The 19,704-nt window shown below is 39.3% G+C and carries 20 protein-coding genes; all 20 read left to right on the top strand.

From position 1 onward, the window contains the following. The first annotated feature begins 144 nt into the window (after window positions 1–144). The 20 genes from ATE37_RS09075 to ATE37_RS08985 all read left to right on the top strand — a co-directional run bounded on the left by ATE37_RS09075 (window position 145) and on the right by ATE37_RS08985 (window position 19,687). Window positions 145–600, top strand: coding sequence for a KGG domain-containing protein (locus ATE37_RS09075; RefSeq protein WP_084868800.1), 456 nt, complete (start codon window positions 145–147; stop codon window positions 598–600). Then, complete coding sequence (locus ATE37_RS09070) at window positions 590–1,900, top strand: PBSX family phage terminase large subunit (protein WP_084868799.1); 1,311 nt, start codon at window positions 590–592, stop codon at window positions 1,898–1,900. The genes ATE37_RS09075 and ATE37_RS09070 overlap by 11 nt, the downstream gene beginning before the upstream one ends. Before the next feature lie 12 nt (window positions 1,901–1,912). Further along, window positions 1,913–3,475: a phage portal protein gene (locus ATE37_RS09065; protein ID WP_084868798.1), complete on the top strand. Its 1,563-nt coding sequence runs from the start codon at window positions 1,913–1,915 to the stop codon at window positions 3,473–3,475. Between the two features lies 1 nt (window position 3,476). Next, window positions 3,477–3,848 (top strand): WDGH domain-containing protein, encoded by a 372-nt coding sequence (locus tag ATE37_RS09060; RefSeq protein ID WP_000401854.1) that lies wholly within the window; start codon window positions 3,477–3,479, stop codon window positions 3,846–3,848. A 14-nt stretch (window positions 3,849–3,862) separates the two neighbouring features. After that, a complete protein-coding gene (locus ATE37_RS10775) occupies window positions 3,863–4,036 on the top strand; it encodes a hypothetical protein (protein ID WP_180382789.1) in 174 nt (57 codons plus the stop codon). 43 nt (window positions 4,037–4,079) lie between these two features. Continuing rightward, the gene (locus tag ATE37_RS09055) at window positions 4,080–5,228 is read left to right on the top strand and encodes a phage minor capsid protein (RefSeq protein ID WP_084868797.1); all 1,149 of its coding nucleotides are present in this window, start codon (window positions 4,080–4,082) and stop codon (window positions 5,226–5,228) included. A 139-nt stretch (window positions 5,229–5,367) separates the two neighbouring features. Beyond that, window positions 5,368–5,931, top strand: coding sequence for a phage scaffolding protein (locus ATE37_RS09050; protein ID WP_084868796.1), 564 nt, complete (start codon window positions 5,368–5,370; stop codon window positions 5,929–5,931). 17 nt (window positions 5,932–5,948) lie between these two features. After that, window positions 5,949–6,830, top strand: a complete 882-nt coding sequence (locus tag ATE37_RS09045; RefSeq protein WP_084868795.1) for a phage capsid protein — start codon at window positions 5,949–5,951, stop codon at window positions 6,828–6,830. A 10-nt stretch (window positions 6,831–6,840) separates the two neighbouring features. Then, window positions 6,841–7,077, top strand: a complete 237-nt coding sequence (locus tag ATE37_RS09040; protein ID WP_084868794.1) for a hypothetical protein — start codon at window positions 6,841–6,843, stop codon at window positions 7,075–7,077. 42 nt (window positions 7,078–7,119) lie between these two features. Next, the gene (locus tag ATE37_RS09035; protein WP_084868793.1) at window positions 7,120–7,512 is read left to right on the top strand and encodes a hypothetical protein; all 393 of its coding nucleotides are present in this window, start codon (window positions 7,120–7,122) and stop codon (window positions 7,510–7,512) included. Continuing rightward, window positions 7,502–7,873 carry a putative minor capsid protein gene (locus ATE37_RS09030; protein WP_084868792.1) on the top strand — a complete coding sequence of 124 codons (372 nt, stop codon included), beginning with the start codon at window positions 7,502–7,504 and terminating at the stop codon, window positions 7,871–7,873. The genes ATE37_RS09035 and ATE37_RS09030 overlap by 11 nt, the downstream gene beginning before the upstream one ends. Then, entirely contained in the window at window positions 7,873–8,217 is a 345-nt protein-coding gene (locus ATE37_RS09025; protein WP_084868791.1) for a minor capsid protein, read from the top strand. The genes ATE37_RS09030 and ATE37_RS09025 overlap by 1 nt, the downstream gene beginning before the upstream one ends. Next, window positions 8,217–8,624 (top strand): minor capsid protein, encoded by a 408-nt coding sequence (locus tag ATE37_RS09020; protein WP_084868790.1) that lies wholly within the window; start codon window positions 8,217–8,219, stop codon window positions 8,622–8,624. Before ATE37_RS09025 ends, ATE37_RS09020 begins: the two co-directional genes overlap by 1 nt. Further along, a complete protein-coding gene (locus tag ATE37_RS09015) occupies window positions 8,621–9,070 on the top strand; it encodes a phage tail tube protein (RefSeq protein WP_084868789.1) in 450 nt (149 codons plus the stop codon). Before ATE37_RS09020 ends, ATE37_RS09015 begins: the two co-directional genes overlap by 4 nt. A 64-nt stretch (window positions 9,071–9,134) precedes the next feature. Beyond that, a complete protein-coding gene (locus ATE37_RS09010; protein ID WP_084868788.1) occupies window positions 9,135–9,623 on the top strand; it encodes a hypothetical protein in 489 nt (162 codons plus the stop codon). Between the two features lie 13 nt (window positions 9,624–9,636). Then, window positions 9,637–10,206, top strand: a complete 570-nt coding sequence (locus ATE37_RS09005) for a Gp15 family bacteriophage protein (RefSeq protein WP_084868787.1) — start codon at window positions 9,637–9,639, stop codon at window positions 10,204–10,206. Further along, window positions 10,199–13,480 (top strand): tape measure protein, encoded by a 3,282-nt coding sequence (locus tag ATE37_RS09000; protein ID WP_084868786.1) that lies wholly within the window; start codon window positions 10,199–10,201, stop codon window positions 13,478–13,480. The genes ATE37_RS09005 and ATE37_RS09000 overlap by 8 nt, the downstream gene beginning before the upstream one ends. Next, the gene (locus ATE37_RS08995; RefSeq protein ID WP_084868785.1) at window positions 13,477–14,985 is read left to right on the top strand and encodes a distal tail protein Dit; all 1,509 of its coding nucleotides are present in this window, start codon (window positions 13,477–13,479) and stop codon (window positions 14,983–14,985) included. The genes ATE37_RS09000 and ATE37_RS08995 overlap by 4 nt, the downstream gene beginning before the upstream one ends. Continuing rightward, complete coding sequence (locus tag ATE37_RS08990) at window positions 14,985–17,621, top strand: phage tail spike protein (RefSeq protein ID WP_084868784.1); 2,637 nt, start codon at window positions 14,985–14,987, stop codon at window positions 17,619–17,621. The genes ATE37_RS08995 and ATE37_RS08990 overlap by 1 nt, the downstream gene beginning before the upstream one ends. Window positions 17,622–17,632: 11 nt before the next feature. Next, window positions 17,633–19,687 carry a DUF859 family phage minor structural protein gene (locus ATE37_RS08985; protein ID WP_084868783.1) on the top strand — a complete coding sequence of 685 codons (2,055 nt, stop codon included), beginning with the start codon at window positions 17,633–17,635 and terminating at the stop codon, window positions 19,685–19,687. Window positions 19,688–19,704 lie beyond the last annotated feature (17 nt).

The following is a 19,704-nucleotide window of genomic DNA, read 5'->3' as shown; positions in this document are numbered from 1 at the left end:
ATTGCGCTGTATCTAGCCCCTTAATTGGGGCTTTTTTATTTTCTCGTCTTAAAACAGCGTAAAACATCCCCTTTTTTAACATATACAATGAAATCATAAGTATAAAATGCTTGTGATTTTTTTTGTTTGAAAGGAGGGTGAAAATTGCCTAGGGATGGAACTAAAAATTTAAAACCAGTTACAGAACGAACCAAAGATGAAGCAAGAGCTATCAGCTCAAAAGGAGGTAAAGCATCTGGCATAGCAAGAAGAAAAAAAGCTGATCTAAAAAAAGCATTTGAAACCCTCTTATCTTTGGATGTGACGGATAGTAAAATCAAGAAACAACTTGAAGAAATGGGTATGGCTGGCAACAATGAGGCATTACTGGCCTTTGCAACCTTTCAGCAAGCTGTAAAAGGCAATCAGAAAGCGACTGAGAACATAATCAAGCTGACAAATACCAAAGACAAATACGATATACAAGAACAGAAAGAGCGTATTAAAGCACTCAAGCATGAAAATAGAGAGCGTGCTGAAGCTGAGAAAGGCTCAAGTGAAACTATCGAGATAGTGGATGCATGGGCTGAAGATGTGAGGGGGGCAACAGATGACCTTTAATGTCCAGAAGAATATCAACCCTCATTTCAAGTCTGTTTGGATTTCTAGTTTACCTTATAATGTTTTGAAAGGTGGGCGTAACTCTTTTAAATCATCGGTTATTGTACTTAAACTAGCGTATATGATGATAAGGTATATCATCGCTGGAGAGGCGGCCAATATCGTTGTTATCCGTAAGGTGGCCAATACTATTAGAGACAGTGTTTTCAATAAAGTTTGGTGGGCATTGAATCTTTTTGGTATAGCTGAGCAGTTCACAAAAACAGTTAGCCCGTTTAAAATCGTACACAAAAAGACAGGTTCAACATTTTACTTTTACGGACAAGATGACTTTCAAAAACTCAAATCAAACGACATTGGTAACATCATAGCGGTTTGGTACGAGGAGGCTGCTGAGTTTGCAAGTCAAGAGGATTTTGACCAGTCAAATGTGACCTTTATGCGACAGAAACACCCACACGCTAAGTTCGTACAATTCTTTTGGAGTTACAACCCACCTAGAAATCCATATAGTTGGATCAATGAATGGTTTGAAAGTATCAAGACGAATAAGAACTATCTAGCTCACTCAAGCACCTATCTTGATGATGAACTTGGCTTTGTTACTGAGCAGATGCTAGAGGATATAGAGCGCATCAAAGAAAATGATTACGACTATTACAGATATCTATATCTTGGCGAGGCAGTCGGATTGGGAAATAACGTGTATAACATGAGTATGTTTCACCCATTGGATACTTTGCCTAGCGATGATAGGTTGATAGGGATATCCTTTGCGCTTGACGGCGGACATCAACAGTCAGCAACAGCTTGTTGTGCTTTTGGGATAACAGCTAAAGGAAAAGTAATCTTACTTGATACCTGGTACTACTCACCTGCTGGCCAAGTGGTCAAGAAAGCACCTAGTCAGCTATCCAAAGAGATATATACTTATATACGCTCAGTTATTGAGAAGTACAGAGTACAAGCCTTGCAATACACAATAGATAGTGCTGAGGGAGCGTTAAGAAACCAGATGTTTCTTGATTTTGGTTTGAAATGGCATCCAGTCGCTAAACTTAGAAAAGTGACTATGATTGACAGTTTTCAATCTTTACTTGCTCAAGGTCGCTTCTACTATCTCAATACCAAAAACAACAAGATATTTATTGAAGAACACAAGATGTATCGCTGGGATGAAAAGACTATCAAATCTGACAATCCTAGCGTTATCAAAGAAGATGACCATACATGCGACACAACACAGTATTTTGTGTTAGACAATGCAAAATTGCTCGGTTTGCGTGTTGGTAACGTTTAGAGGAGGGCAATCATGAGCCTATTTCAAAAAGTAAAAGACTTTTTTAGTCGAGGGAGGTATTACATGCAGACATCAAACCTTAATAGTATTTTGGAACATCCAAAAATTGCAGTGACTCAAGAGGAGTATGATCGGATCAAGAGAAATCTAGTTTACTATCAATCAAAATGGGATGATGTTCAGTACAAGAACACAGATGGAGATATCCAATCCCGTCCAATGAATCACTTGCCAATTGCAAGAACAGCATCGAAGAAGATTGCTAGTTTGGTTTACAACGAGCAAGCGACTATTACGGCAAAAGATAGCACTTTGAGCAAGTTTTTAGATGATATGCTGATAAATGATAGATTCAACAAGAACTTTGAGCGATATCTCGAGAGCTGTTTAGCTTTAGGTGGCCTAGCTATGCGTCCTTATATTGATGGAGATAAGGTCAGAGTTGCATTTATTCAAGCACCTGTATTTTTTCCGCTAGAAAGTAACACACAAGATGTTTCAAGTGCTGCAATCCTTACTAAGACTATCAAATCTGAGGGGCGTAAGAACGTTTATTATACACTTGTTGAGTTTCACGAGTGGGTAACAGCAGACGGACAAGAAACAGGTAGTACAAACGATAAGAAGTATTATCGCATTACAAATGAGCTATACAGATCAGATGTGAATGATGTGCTTGGTCAACGTGTGAACTTGAGTGAACTAGATAAGTACAAGGATTTAGAACCTGTAACAATCTTTGAGAACTTATCAAGACCGCTATTTACTTATTTAAAAACTCCAGGCATGAACAACAAAGATATCAACAGCCCTCTTGGCTTGTCTATCTTTGATAACGCAAAGACAACTATTGACTTCATCAATCGTTCTTATGACGAATTTATGTGGGAAGTCAAAATGGGGCAAAGGCGCGTGATTGTGCCAGAGCATTTGACACAAAGACAACATCAACGGTCAGATGGAACAATAGATTTTAGACCACGGTTTGATGTTGAGCAGAATGTTTATATGCAGATTGGCGGATCTAGCATGGATGCTGGAGGTATTACAGACCTTACCTCACCAATTCGAGCGGATGATTATATCCTTGCAATTTCTGAGGGATTGAAACTCTTTGAAATGCAGATTGGTGTATCAAGTGGAATGTTTACGTTTGACGGGCAAGGCGTTAAGACAGCGACAGAAATTGTCAGTGAGAACTCAGATACTTATCAGATGCGAAATAGCATTGTTGCACTTGTCGAGCAAGCTATCAAAGAGCTTTGTGTTTCAATGTGTGAACTTGGGAAGGCAGTGGGGATTTACCAAGGAGAAATCCCGGAGCTGGAAGATATTTCTGTAAACCTAGATGATGGAGTATTCACAGACCGTCATGTCGAGCTTGATTATTGGGCCAAAATGGTAGCAGCAGGCTTTTCAACGAAGAAACGAGCAATTATGAAAACATTGAACATTTCTGAATTGGAGGCAGAAAAAGAACTCAATACCATCAATAGCGAGTTACCACCTATGAATGATGCTGAGCTTGCTATTTATGGCATGCATGACCAAAACGAGCAAAACGAGGAGGAATAAGATGGAAATTGATCCTATTGAAGAAGTTGATTTGCAAGAAGCACAGCTGATAATCGATAATCAGCTAGGTGTGACAAGAGGTATGATAAGTGACGGTTCTCATACATTCAACGAATTGTATCATCATCGAATGATATTGTTTGCCGTTATTTTAAAAAACCATCTTGATAAAGCATGGAAATCTAAGAAGCACAAAGATGGGACAATGTATGAAAATTATTTCATTGTTGGAATTGATACACCATATGGACAATATAGCTATCATTATCACATGGAGAATTGGGGGTATTTTGCTGAAGTTCAGGAACTGGAAACCGCTCCAGAGTGGGATGGACATAAACCGGATGATGTTGTTCGTTTATTAAGTTTGTAAAAAAGGAGAAAACAGTGACAAAAATTAAATTCGGAGTTACTAGTGTTGACTACTCAGCAAGCATTGAAAATACGCCAACATTAAAACTAGGTTTAATGATTAGAGGGAGTGGGAGACTAGATGCCTCCTCAGTTATTAAAAAACTAATCAAGGATATTTCTGAACTAGAATACGAACTAGAAGAATAAACTGGTCAAATTGGCCAGTTTTCTTTCAAGAGAGGGCTTTTGAATGAAAAAGAGAAAACAACTCACCTTTAACGACCAACAATTTCCTTTGCAAATGCAAGGAGTGGGTGATATTTACGAAAAATTACAGATTGATCTCTTTGATCGTATGATTAAACGCTTAAAAGAGCGTGGTTCTATTGATTTAATGAGAAACCCTTATATCTGGCAACTAGAAAAACTAAACGACATGCACATGCTCAATGAGCAGAATCTAAAGCTTATTTCAGAGCGTACAGGAATTGCTGAAAGATTGTTACGGGATGTTATTGAGAATGAGGGTTTGAAAGTCTATAAAGACACCAAACAGCAACTTGAAGAAGATTTGAATAAAATACCTAAAGGAGAGATTTCAAATGGCGTAACGGACAGTTTAGAGGCTTATTCTAGGCAGGCAGTTAGTGATTTAAACCTTATCAATACAACTTTGCCCAAGAGCTTGCAAGTCGCTTATAAGGCGATCGTTGAGGAAACAGTCGCCCAGGTAGTTGCAGGAACTAAAACAAGCGATGTTGCTTTGCATGATACGATTATGAAATGGCAGAAGAACAGCTTTACTGGTTTTGTGGACAAAGCCGGTAGGCATTGGAAAGCTGATAGTTATGCGAGGGCTATTATCAAGAGTACAACATACAAAGTTTACAATGAAATGCGTACTAGACCGGCCGAGGAGTTAGGAATAGATACCTTTTACTATTCGATGAAAGCAATGGCTAGGCCAGCTTGCAGTCCATTGCAGGGGCAGATAGTCACCAAAGGAGCTGGCAGGGAAATAGATGGGATAACTATCTATTCTTTGTTAGATTATGGGTACGGAACAGCAGCTGGATGTTTAGGGATCCATTGTGGCCATTATCTGACACCTTTTATTGTTGGGGTTCATGAGTTGCCAAACTTACCAGACTATCTGAAGAACTTGACACCAGAACAAGCTGAAGAAAATGCACGCATTGAAGCCAGTCAAAGAGGCCTTGAGAGGCTTATCAAGACACATAAAGAGCGTTTGCATTATGCTCATACTTTGCAAGATGACAAGATGATAAAAGCTGAGCGATTGAAAGTTAGAGAGTATCAAACTAAGATCCGTAACTTGATAAATCAGCATGATTTCTTAACAAGAGATTACAGACGAGAGAAATTATATGTTTCATAAAGGATTTGTGTTTCACAAGTCCTTTTTTTATGCTCAAAACCGTAAAAAATCCCTATCCATCAAAGGTATATTGAGAGAGTAAATAATATTTTGCTTGAGGTGGGAGTTATCCACCTAAAAAAGAACTAGGAGGGTACAAATGGCATTTACAACTGAAGAACTACTCAATCTTGGGTTGACTGAAGAACAGGCTAAGTCAGTCTTTGCTTTGCGAGGAAAAGAGCTGAACGAGGACAAATCAGCCTTTGAAACTATCAAACAAGAGCGAGATAGTCTGAAAGACCAGTTGCAAAACGCACAGTCTCAACTTGCCGAAATGCAATCAGATGCAAATACAAGCGAAGAAACAAAAAAAGCGCTTGCCTCTTTGCAATCTGAATATGACAAGTACAAGGAACAGGCCGATGCAGAAATTGCACAAATCAAAAAGGTTAGTGCTATCAATCTAGCTTTGAAAGATACAAATGCTTTCAATCCAGACAAATTGATGAAATTCATTGATGTTGATGCTATCCAGTTGGACGACAACGGGAAACCTCAGATTGATGAAGTAATCAACAGCTTGAAAGAAAGTGATCCTTATCTGTTCAAAGCTGAAGAAAGTAAGCCTAGCCCAAATATTTTACCTCAAGGTAATCCAGCAGGAGAGGGCACAAGTGATGTCGACCCATTCCAAGCGATTATTGACGGGTATGGCAAATAATAGAAAGGAGATTACAAATGCCAAGTAATCAGAACAACGCAGTGCGCCGTTATGAAAATCAATATGCGGGCATTCTTGAGACAGTTTTTGGAGTGCGTGCAGCCTTTACAGGTGCTTTGTCGCCAATTCAGATTTTGGATGGCGTACAAGAAAATGAAACAGCATTCTCAGTTAAAACAAACAATACTCCAGTCGTAATTGGAGAGTACAAAACAGGCGCAAATGATGGGGACTTTGGCGATAATACAGGCGCTGAGTCACGCTTTGGGGAATTGAAAGAAATCAAGTACAGCAATACTAAGGTTGACTATGATTACACGCTCACTATCCATGAGGGATTTGATCGTTACACAGTAAACAATGACCTTAAAGCTGCAATCGCCGACCGCTTGAAACTCCAATCTGAGGCGCAAACACGAACCATCAACAAACGTATTGGTGAGTACATGTCAGACAACGCTGGCCAAACTGAGGCACTTGCTGACTTTTCAGAAGATAAGCTAAAAGCTTTGTTTAACAAGGTATCAGCTTATTACACAAACAATGAAGTAACTGCGCCAGTTACAGTGTATCTCCGAGCTGAGCTTTACAATGCCATTGTTGATATGGCCTCAGTAACATCAGCCAAAGGCTCAAGCATCTCACTAGATGAGAATGGTTTGCCAAAATACAAAGGCTTTACTTTGGTTGAAACACCAGCGCAATACTTTAAAACAGGGGTTGTCGCTATCTTCTCTCCAGATGGAATCATTATCCCGTTTGTAGGCATCTCAACTGCTCGTGCTATCGAAGCTGAAAACTTTGACGGTGTGAAATTGCAAGCTGCTGCTAAGGGTGGTACTTACACTCTTGATGACAACAAGAAAGCAATTTACAAAGTCACAGGAACTATTGTATAGGAGGTAGAACATGGCACTTTATCGAGCAACAAAAAACCTTTTCTTTGAACAGCTCAACAAAGATGTGATCGTTGATGACATTATTGAACTTGAAGAAGATTACGCCAAAGAAGTCAACAAGAAACTAAAAAATGCTTTTCCAGATGTGAAAAATGTTTTGGAACTTGTTGACAAAAATGGAACGCTGGAACCAGAAGAAGATGCCCCATCAGTAGATGATGTATCTCAAACAACTGTTGAAGATTAAATAAGGGGTGGCAACACCCTTTATTTTTAAGGGAGGTTACACATGACTTATTTAACACAAGATGAATTTACTAATCTAGGTTTTGATGAAGTTACAAACTTTGAAAAATTAGCAAAACGGGCAAAGATAGCGATTGACCTATACACTAACGGTATTTATCAGAAAGGCATTGACTTTGAAAAAGAAATTGCCTATCGGAAAAATGCTGTTAAGCTTGCTATGGCTTTTCAAATCGCCTATCTCGACGCCTCTGGTATTATGTCGGCGGATGATAAGCAACTAGCCAACAGCGTCTCTATTGGCCGTACATCAATCTCTTATAGCACCTCACAAAACACATCAGCAGGTCAGCGATTTAATTTGTCTATGGATGCTGAAAATGCTTTGAGACAAGCCGGCTTTAGCCTAGTTGTTGGAGTTGTATATGATCGATAAGCGACTATTAAAAGGGATTGACAAGCGTTTGTTAAAGGATGTACTGACCGTCAAGAAAGTAACTGACAAAAACGATTATGGGGATGAAGTGTATTCAGAGCCATTGACTATTAAAAATGTACGTTTTGATAGATCAGTGGGGTCATCTGGTAATCGTAACTCAAAATCTGGTACAGGAAATTCAAAATCAAGGCAAAAACAAGGGGTTATATACCTCTATCCCTCACTATCTTTTGTGACAGTTGATAACAGTTGGATGGGTGCAAAAGTAAACGATGGGATAGGAGATTACACAATTAATGGATTTCAAACTAACTATTATGATGGTGAGATATTCAGTCAAGAAATTGAGGTGATCTAATGAGTATTGCCATTAAAGTTGACTTGCAGAAAGCCAAACAGAAACTTTCGAGCGAATCCATGACAAGAGGAAAGGTTGCTGTTGCTAGCCAGATCTTGCTAGACAATGAGCAATATATCCCCTTGAGAGGTGGAGAGTTGAGAGCTTCTGGCCGAATCGTCGGACAAGGTGATGCTGTTGTCTATGGAACGGTTTATTCTAGAGCGCAATTTTACGGCTCAAACGGTATTGTCACCTTTAGGAGATACACCACTCCGGGAACTGGCAAACGATGGGATCAAGTTGCTACTAGCAATCATGCCGAAGAATGGGCTAGAGCTTTTGTGAAAGGAATGGGGCTTTAATGCGAGAGAATGACTTTCAAAATGTACTTTTAAAGCATATCAAGACTTTAAATTTACCAGTTGAACCACGCTTTGATTATTTTGAGGATGACAAAGATGACCTGGTTATCAATCAGATACCAGGCGGAAAAGTGGACAGAGAGTATATGGATGGCACGCAAGAGATTTCTTTGCCATTTGAAATTGCTGTAAAGGCAAAAAAGAACTCAGTAGCCAATGATACTATCTGGTTAGTAACCTCAGAACTATCAAAGATAGACTTAGTTTTGCCGAGTGATAACAATTCCTATGAATATATGGGAATGGATGTCAGTCGTCCTGCGATGAAAGGCAAAGACGAGCAAGGCTATTATTATTACACAATTGAAATTGTGGCAAAAATCGTAATAGAGAGGAATAAACAATGACAAGACAAAAAAACGCCCTACGTGGCCATTTTGTAGCTCCGTATAACGGAGGAACTGAACCATCAACAAGTGAAACATGGTTGGAACTTGCAAAATGGATCTCAGATGTATCAGATGACACAGACGAGAAAACAGATGACCAAGCATACTATGATGGCGATGGAGTTGAAGAAACAACAGTAATCAGCGTTAAAGGTGCTTACACATTCAAGGGAACTTATGACCCAGACGATAAGGCTCAAGCTCTTATTGCTGGCATGAAGTACAAAACAGGGGATGATCGTAAGCTATGGCACAAAGTCGTATCTTCCGATAACAAAAAGCAATGGGTAGGAGTTGCAACGGCAACAGAAATCAAATCTGGCTCTGGCGCTGCCTCCGACTATGAAGCATTCGGATGTAAGCTTTCTTACAATTCAACGCCAAAAGAAACTGGTATTGGGTAATAGCTTTTGATAAGGGCGGGCATTTAAGCCTTGCCCTTTTTTTAAAATGAAAAGGAGTAGAGAAATGACAGATATTCAGATTGAACTAAAACGTACTGGTTTCCCAGTTAAAATCGGCGAAGTAGAGCTATGGTTTGATACAAGTCAAGAGAGCTTGATGCGCTTTTATGACATGGAAGAAGAACTCCAACGTCGCCTTGTCCAGTATGAATTGGATGTGGTAACTGCAAATATTGATAACAAAATTGAGCGTGATGGAGTGACTAAAGAAGTAGTTGCTGGCGCTATTGAACTAGAGAAGAAACAGCTTGAAATTCAATACGATCTTGTTTTTGGGGATGGTACTTTTGACAAGCTTTATTCTGTATATCCAGACTATAACGCCCTAAAAAACGCTCTAGAACAAGCCTCGATCATGTTACATGACAAGTTAGAAGAAATTGCTAAGGAGCATAAAGCGGTAGTGAAAGAGCGTGCTAGTCACTATTTAAACAAAGGAGAAGTCACTCCAATCAAGAACAACAAGAAACGCAAAAAGAACAAAAAGAAATAGCTAGGTAAAAATTATGTCTATGAAATTAAATGATGCTTTAATCACAAATTTTTCTATTGCTGATAAGGAGTATGACATAGACTTGTCTTTTAATAAGGTTCTGGATGTCTTTGAAATCTTGAAAGAAGAAGAATTGACAAAGTTTGAAAAAGCGCAGTTGATTGTCCATTTGCTAACTGGCCAAGAATTATACGACATCAAAGAGGTTGTGGATTGCTGGATTTACATAAAAGAACATTTTTTAGAAATCGAAAAAGAAACTGTTCAGTATGATTTGCTAGGTAATCCCATGCCGATGGCAAAAAACGAAGAAGAACAAGAAAAATTGATTGATTTTGAACAAGATGCAGAATACATTTACGCTAGTTTTTTGCAAGCTTATGGCATTAATCTTTTGCAAGTTCAAAACAAGTTGACATGGACAGAATTTAAAGCACTTTTGAATGCTTTGCCAGACAATACAATCATGCAACAGATTATAGAAATCCGAGCATGGAAACCAGAATATGGTGGGGATAAGAACAAAATGCGCAAATTACAAGCTAAATATAGTTTAGGAAAGGAGGTAGAAGATAATGTCTGATGGAAAAGTGACCATCGTTGTTGATGTTGATGGGAATAAAGTCAAGGTTCTAAACGATGAGTTAGACAAAACAGCACAAAAAGGCGATAGAGGAAGTGATTCTCTGAAGAAATTTGCCCTTGGTGGCGCTGCCTTTAAACTAGCATCTAAAGCTGTGGATCTTCTGACAGATTCTCTAGGAGGAGCTATTCAGCGTTTTGATACGCTCGAAAGTTTCCCAAGGGTAATGCAAGCGATGGGGCATAGCACAGAAGATGTCACGCGCTCAACTAAGAAACTTGCAACAGGTATTGAGGGTTTGCCTACGACTTTGAATGAAGTAGTTGGTACAGCTCAACGTTTGACATCTATTACTGGAGATATCAACAAATCAACAGATCTAACACTTGCTCTTAATAATGCCTTTCTTGCATCTGGATCTTCTAGTGCTGATGCAAGCCGTGGTTTACAACAGTTTAGCCAGATGTTATCAGCTGGTAAGGTCGATATGCAATCGTGGAAAACGTTGCAAGAAACCATGCCCTATGCCTTGCAAAAGACTGCTGAATCATTTGGTTTTGCTGGTCAATCCGCTCAGAATGATTTCTATTCTGCATTAAAACAGGGACAACTTACGTTTGATCAATTCGCCTCAAAATTGATTGAGTTAAATGGTGGTGTTGGGGGCTTTGCTGAGCTTGCAAAAACTAACAGTAAAGGGATTCAGACCTCTTTTGGCAACTTAAAAAATGCAATTGTAAAAGGTGTCGCAAATACAATCAAGGCTCTTGACGATTTAACAAAGGCGGCAACAGGAAAAACAATTGCTGAGAACTTTGATGCATTGAAAGTAATTATCAATGCTGCTTTTGGTGTGATTGTCAATGTTATTAAAGCTAGTACGCCTGTTTTTCAGACTTTGTTTAGTATTTTGGGTACTGGAATTTCTGTAATTTCATCTTTGACAACAGTTATTATTAGTTTGGTTTCTGCTTTGGTGGCTATGCGTGCCGCTAATGAAGCTATAACAGCAACAAAAAACTTAATTAATGCATGGCAAACATTCAAAACAACAGCCGCAGGGGCAATACAGATTATTAATTTAATCACTGCCGCGCAAGCAACTTGTGGGACAGTCACGAAAGCTCAAATGGTGGCCAATCTGGCAAACAATGGGGCGCTAACAGCATCTACTGTTCTTTATGGTGTTTTAACTGGCGCTATCAGTTTACAAACAGCTGCTACTATTGCTGCGACTGCTGCAACTACCGCATTTAAAGCAGCACTGACAGCTTTAACCGGGCCTGTTGGTTGGGTAATTGGTGCTATCGGTTTACTGGTCGGCGCTGGTGTTGCTTTGTGGCAATGGTTGACCGCTGAGAGCGAGGAAACCAAACGCCTCAAAGCAGAACAAGAAGAGCTGGTTAAGAGTACGGATGAATTGACAGATTCTGTTAAACAAAGCGCAAAAGAGCGCCAGAAAAATCTTGAATCTGTAAAAGGTAATACAGAATCTTACCAAAAACTGGCTGATGAAATTGTTCAACTCTCCCAAAAAACCAATAAAACTGCAGCAGACAAGAAAAATCTCAAGAAAAAGATTGATGCTTTGAATGCCTCTGTTAGTGGATTGAATCTAGTTTATGACAAAAACACTGATTCTTTGTCTCACAATAGCGATCAAATCAAAGCTCGTATCTCAGCGATGGAGGCAGAATCAACATGGGAGACATCCCAAAAGAACCTGCTTGATATCGAACAAAAGCGTGCTGAAATTGGCGAACAACTGAAGCAGATTGCAGAACAACGTAATAAGTGGAATGAAGAGTCTAATGTTAGCGATAGTGTCCGCAAAGAAAGACTGCAGGAACTCAATGACAAGGAAACTGAGCTAAAAAATACTCAGACAGAATTGCAAACTGAGTACGAAAAAACCTCTCAAGTTCAACAGGCGGCATCTGAAGCAATGGCAACAGCTGCTGAAAATGGATCTAATCGACAAGTTATATCATACGAAGGTATGTCTAAAGCTCAACAAAAAGCAATAGACGATATGCGTACTAAGTACAATGAATTACTTGAGACAACTACGAACATGTTTGAACAAATCAAGTATAAGTCTGCTATTAGTGTCGATGAAATGATTGCCAACCTCCAAAAAAACCAAGAGGCGGTTAATAATTGGGCAACAAACCTCAATACATTGGCCGAACGTGGGGTAAACGAGGGGATTTTGGCTAAATTGCAACAGATGGGGCCTCAAGGTGGATTGTATGTTCAAGAACTTGTTAATGCCTCAGATGAAAAATTGGCAACATTGAACGAAGTCTTTACTCAAGGTGGTGAGTCAGCTATGAATGGCTTAACTGCTGGTATGGATACGGGTGCTTTGGGTATCACAGACAAGATCAAGGGTATCGTACAAAGTCAAGTTTCAAGTTTACAAGAAGAAATTGCAGCTGCTGACTTCCCTGAAAAAGGGAAAAATATTCCTGAAGGTGTTGGTGATGGTATTAAAGCCGGAGCTGAAATTGCAAGTGAAGCTTCTAAAAACATGGCTAATGATATAAAAGAATCCTTTACTAGCGAAATGGATATCAATTCCCCATCTCGTGTATTTAATGAGTATGGTGGTTTTATCACTACTGGTTTAGCTGAGGGTATTGATAATGGTGCGTCTCAACCGACAAATTCGGCGACAACATTATCAACTCAAATCAAAGAACCGTTTAATAATCTACCATCAGATTTCACATACGCAGGTGAAATGGCAATGGCTGGCTTAAATACTGGATTGAATAATGGTGCTGGAGCCGTTTTGGAAACGGCTAGATCAATAGCAACCAGTGTGAAAGAGACTATCAAAGATGCTCTGAGAATCCAGTCACCGTCTAAAGCGATGCGTGATGAAGTCGGACGTTTCATTCCTCAAGGTATCGCTGTTGGTATTGAAGCAGATGCAGGAGTTGTTGAAAAATCAATGTTGCGATTGAAAGAAAGCATGATGATTGATGCTAGACCAGAAATCGCTCTAGGTTTGAACAAGAAACTAGGCGCTCAAGTGACTGTTAAACAAAGTAGTAAGCAGACAATAGCTGAAAAAATCAAGGTCACTATGGACAAATCTAGCGAGTTGCTAGAGAAAGCCCTAGATGTGGCTGAGACGGCCGTTAGACGACCAAATGAAATGTACTTAAACGATGGTACTTTAGTCGCCAAAACAGGCGATAAATTCGCTAAATATCAGTCAGAGCAACTCAGACGGGGAAATAGAATGAGAGGTATTCTTGAATGACGAAAACGATGGTTTTTAACGGCGTTGATATGTCGCGCTTCATCAAAATCAAGGATATTATTCGCCCTATCGGGAACAAGAGGAGCGTTACATTTGATAATGCTCCCTCGTTGGGCGTAAATATCCAACAAGTGAAACGTGGGGAAAAGGAGCACACTATCAAGTTTGACATGATTGAGCGTGATGGGGAGGCTCTTGAGCGCCTTAAACATGAATTGGCTGGTGTTTTGAACGTACTAGAACCTGTAAAAGTTGTTTATGGCGATGAACCAGACAAGTATTATATGGGGTTGCCGGTTGATGAAATCACTCCAGAAAACTTGACAAGATGGTTCCAGCGCTCAGAGTTTAAACTTGTCATTCCTGATGGAGTGGCTCACAGCATTGCTTACAAAAAGTTTGATAGCGTAGCAAACGCTACCGAAATAGGAAATAAAATGGTATTTGATTTGGTCAACAATGGAACAGTTCCAGCAAATCCAATCGTAAGAGTCAAGCACAATGCAGATAACGGTTATATTGGTATAGCGAATAACACTGGTTCTTTTGAAATTGGAAATAGCGAAGATGCTTTTGCTGAGCCATCCCAAAAATCAGAAATGCTGCTTAACTATCGAGATAATGAGATCTCAAATGGTTTTATTAAAGCGTTAAAAAATCAAGCTGTTACAAACGATAATACAGAGTATGTAGTCGGAACAGCTGAGATGGTGAATCTCTGGGATCGCTCACATATTCGATTGAAAGATTTGCGAGGAGAAACCAAATTACACAACTATGCAACTAGCTTGTCGTGGGATATTCCAGCCAATAGTGCAAAAACAACAGGATCACTGGATGACTATTTGTGGTGGAGACAAGTTTTTTGGGCAGAGGCAAACAGCCAATACGGCTTCATCAAGATTACTGTATCTGATACAGCAGGTAAGTTTTTATATGGAGTGGAAACTTTTAAACGAAATCTTAGTTCTGATTGTGAATACAACTTTTTTGTAAGCGATGGGAACGGTGGTTATCGTATCTTGGGACGTTGGAGATTTGATGGTACAACAACTGCTGACCGAAATCCTTTCAGCGTGGCCAAAGGATGGTCTGACTTGAAACGTAATGATGACAGAATCCAAGTTTTTTATGGTGGTTCTCACTCTACTTTCATTATTCCGGAAATTAAAGGGAAAAAATCCGCTAGAATCCATGTGACAATAGGGGCGTATCGAGATCATCCAATGGTTTCTCATATGTATCTGGATGGTTTTTATTATCGCAAAGACTTTGTTACGCAGACAAGAGATATTCCTAACCGTTTTACGACTGGTTCAAATGTTGTCATCAACAGCGAAGACGATACAGTCTATATTGATGATATTGCAAAAGCAAGCGAGGTTGTAGATGGTTCTCAATGGCTCTCCATCCCTCCAGGTAATTCAAAATTAGAGCTGTACTTCTCTAGTTTTATCAAAAAACATCCGACAGTGACGATTGAATTTGAAGAAAGGTGGCTATAATGCTATTAACAATTCATGATGCAAGTTTGCAAAAAGTTGCTTTTGTTGATAACGACAAGCAAAATACGCTTAATTATTACGACGATACTTGGGCAAGGGATTTACCGACTGGATCCTCAACATTTGAGTTCACTGTATTTAAAAAAGCCATTAAATCGGATACTGCGTTATCTAAGGCTTATCAATTTCTGAATGAGCGTGCCTGGGTTTCGTTTCGATACCATGGGCGCACCTACCTATTCAATGTGATGACTGTTGAGGAAAATGAGCAGACAATCAAATGTTATTGTGAAAACCTCAATCTTGATTTGATTAATGAGCATGCCAACCCGTACAAAGCAGAAAGAGCAATGTCATTTATTGAGTATTGCCAAGAAATGGGTCTGCTTGGTTTCAGTAATCTTTCCGTTGGAATCAACGAGATCTCGGATAGGAGACGAACCTTGGAATGGGAAGGACAAGATACTAATCTTGCTCGTTTGCTTAGTCTAGCTCATAAATTCGATGCAGAAATTGAGTTTGAGACACAATTAAATGCCGATAGTTCTATCAAATCATTCAGAGTTAATGTGTATCAAGAGAACGACGAGAATCACCAAGGCGTTGGTCGTGTCAGAAATGACATACAGCTAACTTATGGCAAAAATCTAACTTCTATCACTAGAAAAGTTGATAAGACAGGTGTTTTTAATGCGATTAGACCAACAGGCAAAAGGCGTGTCAAAAATGAAAAGGGCGAAGAAGTAGAAGAGGTGGTAACACTTGGAGGGTTAGATCCTTGGTCTGTAACGAAAGATGGAATCCTTGAATTTTATCAACGGAATGAATCTCTATACGCCCCTATCTCAATGCAAATGTATCCATCTGTTTTTAGTCCAAGCACATTCGATGATCAATGGATACGAAAAGATTTTTCCTACGAGACCGACAATCCAAAAGAATTGCGCCGATTGGCTTACAATGAGCTAAAAAAACATTGTTATCCTGCGGTGACATATGAAGTAGATGGATTTATCGATGTGGAGATTGGTGACACAATCAAGATTTATGACAATGGTTTTAGTCCGGCTCTTATGATTCAAGCACGGGTCTCTGAGCAGAAAATTAGCTTTACGAATCCATCAAGCAACAAAACTACCTTCTCTAATTTCAAGGCACTTGAAAACAAGTTATCAGATGGTATTCAAGCAGCTTTTGAGCGACTTTTTGAGGCATCAAAACCATACATTATCAAATTATCAACTGATCAAGGGGTGATTTTTAAGAATGGCGCTGGAGAAAGTGTAGTTACCCCAACACTTTATAAGGGTGGCAAACCTGTTGTGGCTGGTGTCACATGGCGTTGGGCACTCGACGGAAACTTAACAACTGGCATGAATTATCTTGTAAGAGGTTCAAATGTTCAAAAAACCTCTACTTTACTTGTCTCAGCTTACATTGATAATGATAAGGTTGCAAGTGATGAATTATCATTCGTGAATGTTTCAGATGGTGAAGCTGGCCAGAAAGGAAAAGATGGGAAATCAACCGTCATGCACTTTGCGTTTTCTGACAATTCGGATGGATCTGACCTTTCTTTTGAGGATAGAAACCAGCGCTATCAAGGTTATTATTCAGACTATGAACAGACTAATAGCTTAGATAAGACAAGGTATAAGTGGAATGATAGATGGGCGAAGATAAAAGGCGGGACAAGAAATTATTTTAAAGATTCAGCATCGAGGGTATTTGCAACAGATAGTCAAGAAACGTTTGACTATCGTACTTATATTGTGGATGAATTTTGGAAGAATGCAGAGCGCTTTAAGAAAGATTTTGTAAGAATTTCCTTTGATATTGCTTTCTTGTCTCCTCTTGATTCAGATAAAACTGCTGACGTTCACTTTTCAGCATCGCCTTGGTACTCATATAAGAGCTTGAAATTTAAAGGTGGTACAACCGCTAGACAGCACTTTGAGTTCATGATTGATTTATCTAGTGCCTCTGAAGATTACAAGACAGACAATGTGTTTATTCGCTTTGGCACAAATTATGGTTTCCCTGCTGGGACTAGAGTTTCTATTGAGAATGCGATGCTATCGATTGGCTCTCATTTTCCAGATTATGTTCAATCGGTTGAAGATGTAATGGATGGTATCAATTCAAAAGCTGACCAGGGATTGACTCAGGAACAGTTGAATGCTCTCAATGAGAAGTCACAGATTTTAGAGGCTGAAATGAAAGCGAAAGCATCGATGGAGGCCTTTAGTGAATTAGAAAAAGCATATAATGCCTTTGTTGACAAGAATGCTAAAGACGCAGCCCAATCTGAAAAAGATTTGATTGAAGCAGGTAGAAGAATTGATTTGTTGACAACTCAATTTGGAGGACTAGCAGAGCTAAAAACATTCATTGACACTTACATGAAAAGCACAAATGAGGGCTTGATTATTGGTAAAAATGATGCAAGCTCTACTATCAAAGTATCAAGTGATAGAATTTCCATGTTTTCTGCTGGAAAAGAGGTAATGTATATCTCGCAAGGCGTTATCAATATTGATAACGGGATTTTCACAGCATCAGTTCAAATTGGGCGTTTTAGAACAGAGCAATACCATCTTGACAAAGATGTGAATGTTATACGATATTTCGGATAAAAGGAGATAAAATGGCTAAATACAGCAATTCAAGTGGTAGCTTATTTTTAAATGTTTACATTGATCAAGGTGAGCAGAATATCGCTGCAAACACCACATCGGTAAATTGGGAGATGACAGTTAGTCGCTCAAGTTATTACCACACATATAACAATAATGGTAGTAGTACACTTTCACTATCTCTTGATGGGCGTAATGTCCACAGCAGCAATCCTACTTGGGAGGTTTGGGACGGAGAGGTTACTCTTGCTAGGGGCTCAAGTACTATAACCCATAATGCAGATGGAAGTAAAACTCTACCTCTGTCCTGCACATTTACCCCAAATAATGGCTATCATGGAGCAATTACAGTTACGGCTAATATTAGTCTAACCACCATTCCACGGGCTAGTTCTGTAAGTGTAAGTGATGGGACTATTGGTAGTCCAATCACAATCAATATTAGTCGTCATAGCTCAGGTTTCAAGCATACAGTACGGTATGTTTGGGGTAATAAGTCTGGCACTATTGCCTCTAACGTTGATACATCCACAACATGGACGATCCCTCTTGATTTTGCAAATGAGATTCCAAATAGTACAAGTGGTACTGGAACAATTTATGTTGATACCTATGCAGGTAGTACAAAAACAGGTACGCAATCAGCTATACTAACAGCGAGCGTACCAGGGAGCATGAAACCTACATTTTCTAGTGTTACTTTGACAGATACTAATGGTGTTGCTAGGGGATTACTGAACGGCAATAATTTTCTTCAAATCGTTTCAGATATCCAGGTAGACTTTGATGGCGCTAGTGGTGTCTATGGTTCAACCATTACAGGTTATAGGGCTGAAATTGTTAATAAGAACCATGTTGTTACAGAAAATGGTGGCAGGCTTAGAATGATGAATTTTAATGGATCAGCAATGATTCGAGCTAGTGTGGTTGATAGTAGAGGTAGGCGATCAGATGCTAAAGATATTGCTATCAATGTCATTGAGTATTTTGCTCCCTCTCTCAGCTTCTCAGCTGTTAGAACAAGAGAGTCGCCCAATGTCATTCAAATCATCAGAAATGCCAAAATAGCGCCTCTGATGCTCTTTGGTAAGCAGAGAAATAATATGACTCTGACTTTCCGGGTTGCTCCATTAAATACAAATAATTTTTCAGTAGATAATGGTAGCGCATCAGGTATCTTTACAAGTGTTCATACATTGACTAATTCAGCTGCAAACTTAGCAGGAAATTATCCGGCTACTAAATCTTTTGTGGTTATTGGACGACTAGAAGATAAGTTTACGAGTGTTGAATTTTCAGCTACTGTTGCAACTGAAAGCGTGGTAATGAGCTATGACAAATATGGGCGGGTAGGTGTTGGAAAGGTGGCAGAATTGGGTAAACCTGGTTCATTGGATGTTCTGGGTGACATCTATGCTGACAACAAGCCTATTCAGCAGTATCAGCTGACTACCAGCAATGGAGCACCAAGACAACTTGACGGAAAACCTAATGTAACCAATGCGAATGCACTAGATGAGCCAGGTCAATATTACATTGATAGGACTGCGACAGGAAATCCAAACGGACAGTGGGGCTATCTTTTTCATTACAGTAACTATGGTAAAAATGACGGCGGATACAAAGAGGCTATCCAGCTCTTTTACGGAAATAATGGACAAGTCTATTTCAGACATCACAGGTGGTCTAAAATTATTGATGATTGGGAGGATTGGAAAAAGATTGATAGTATCCAAGAAACAATTAAGAGAAAAATCGAGTTAGGCTGGTTGATTAACGGAAACGTTACAAGAATTGGTAATATGGTTACAATTTCAACAGAAAGAAAAACCACAAATATCAACACAGTTTCAGACTATCGAGAGGTCAAAGAAACAATACCAGCGGGATTTAGACCATCTCAAGAGGTTGACCTTATTTTACAGGGTATATCAGACTCAACAGTCACAGGGACAGCTATCTTGCACCTTGCAGCAGATGGTAAAATCCGTCTGACAAGTAAATCACAGGGCAATAAATACTGGACGGGGACAATCAGTTACCTAACAAATGACCCTTATCCCTGAAAACGTAAAAAATCCCT

It is taken from the genome of Streptococcus oralis subsp. tigurinus (assembly GCF_002093575.1).
Classification (GTDB): domain Bacteria; phylum Bacillota; class Bacilli; order Lactobacillales; family Streptococcaceae; genus Streptococcus; species Streptococcus oralis_CH.
This window is presented reverse-complemented; position numbering and strand designations above follow the sequence as displayed.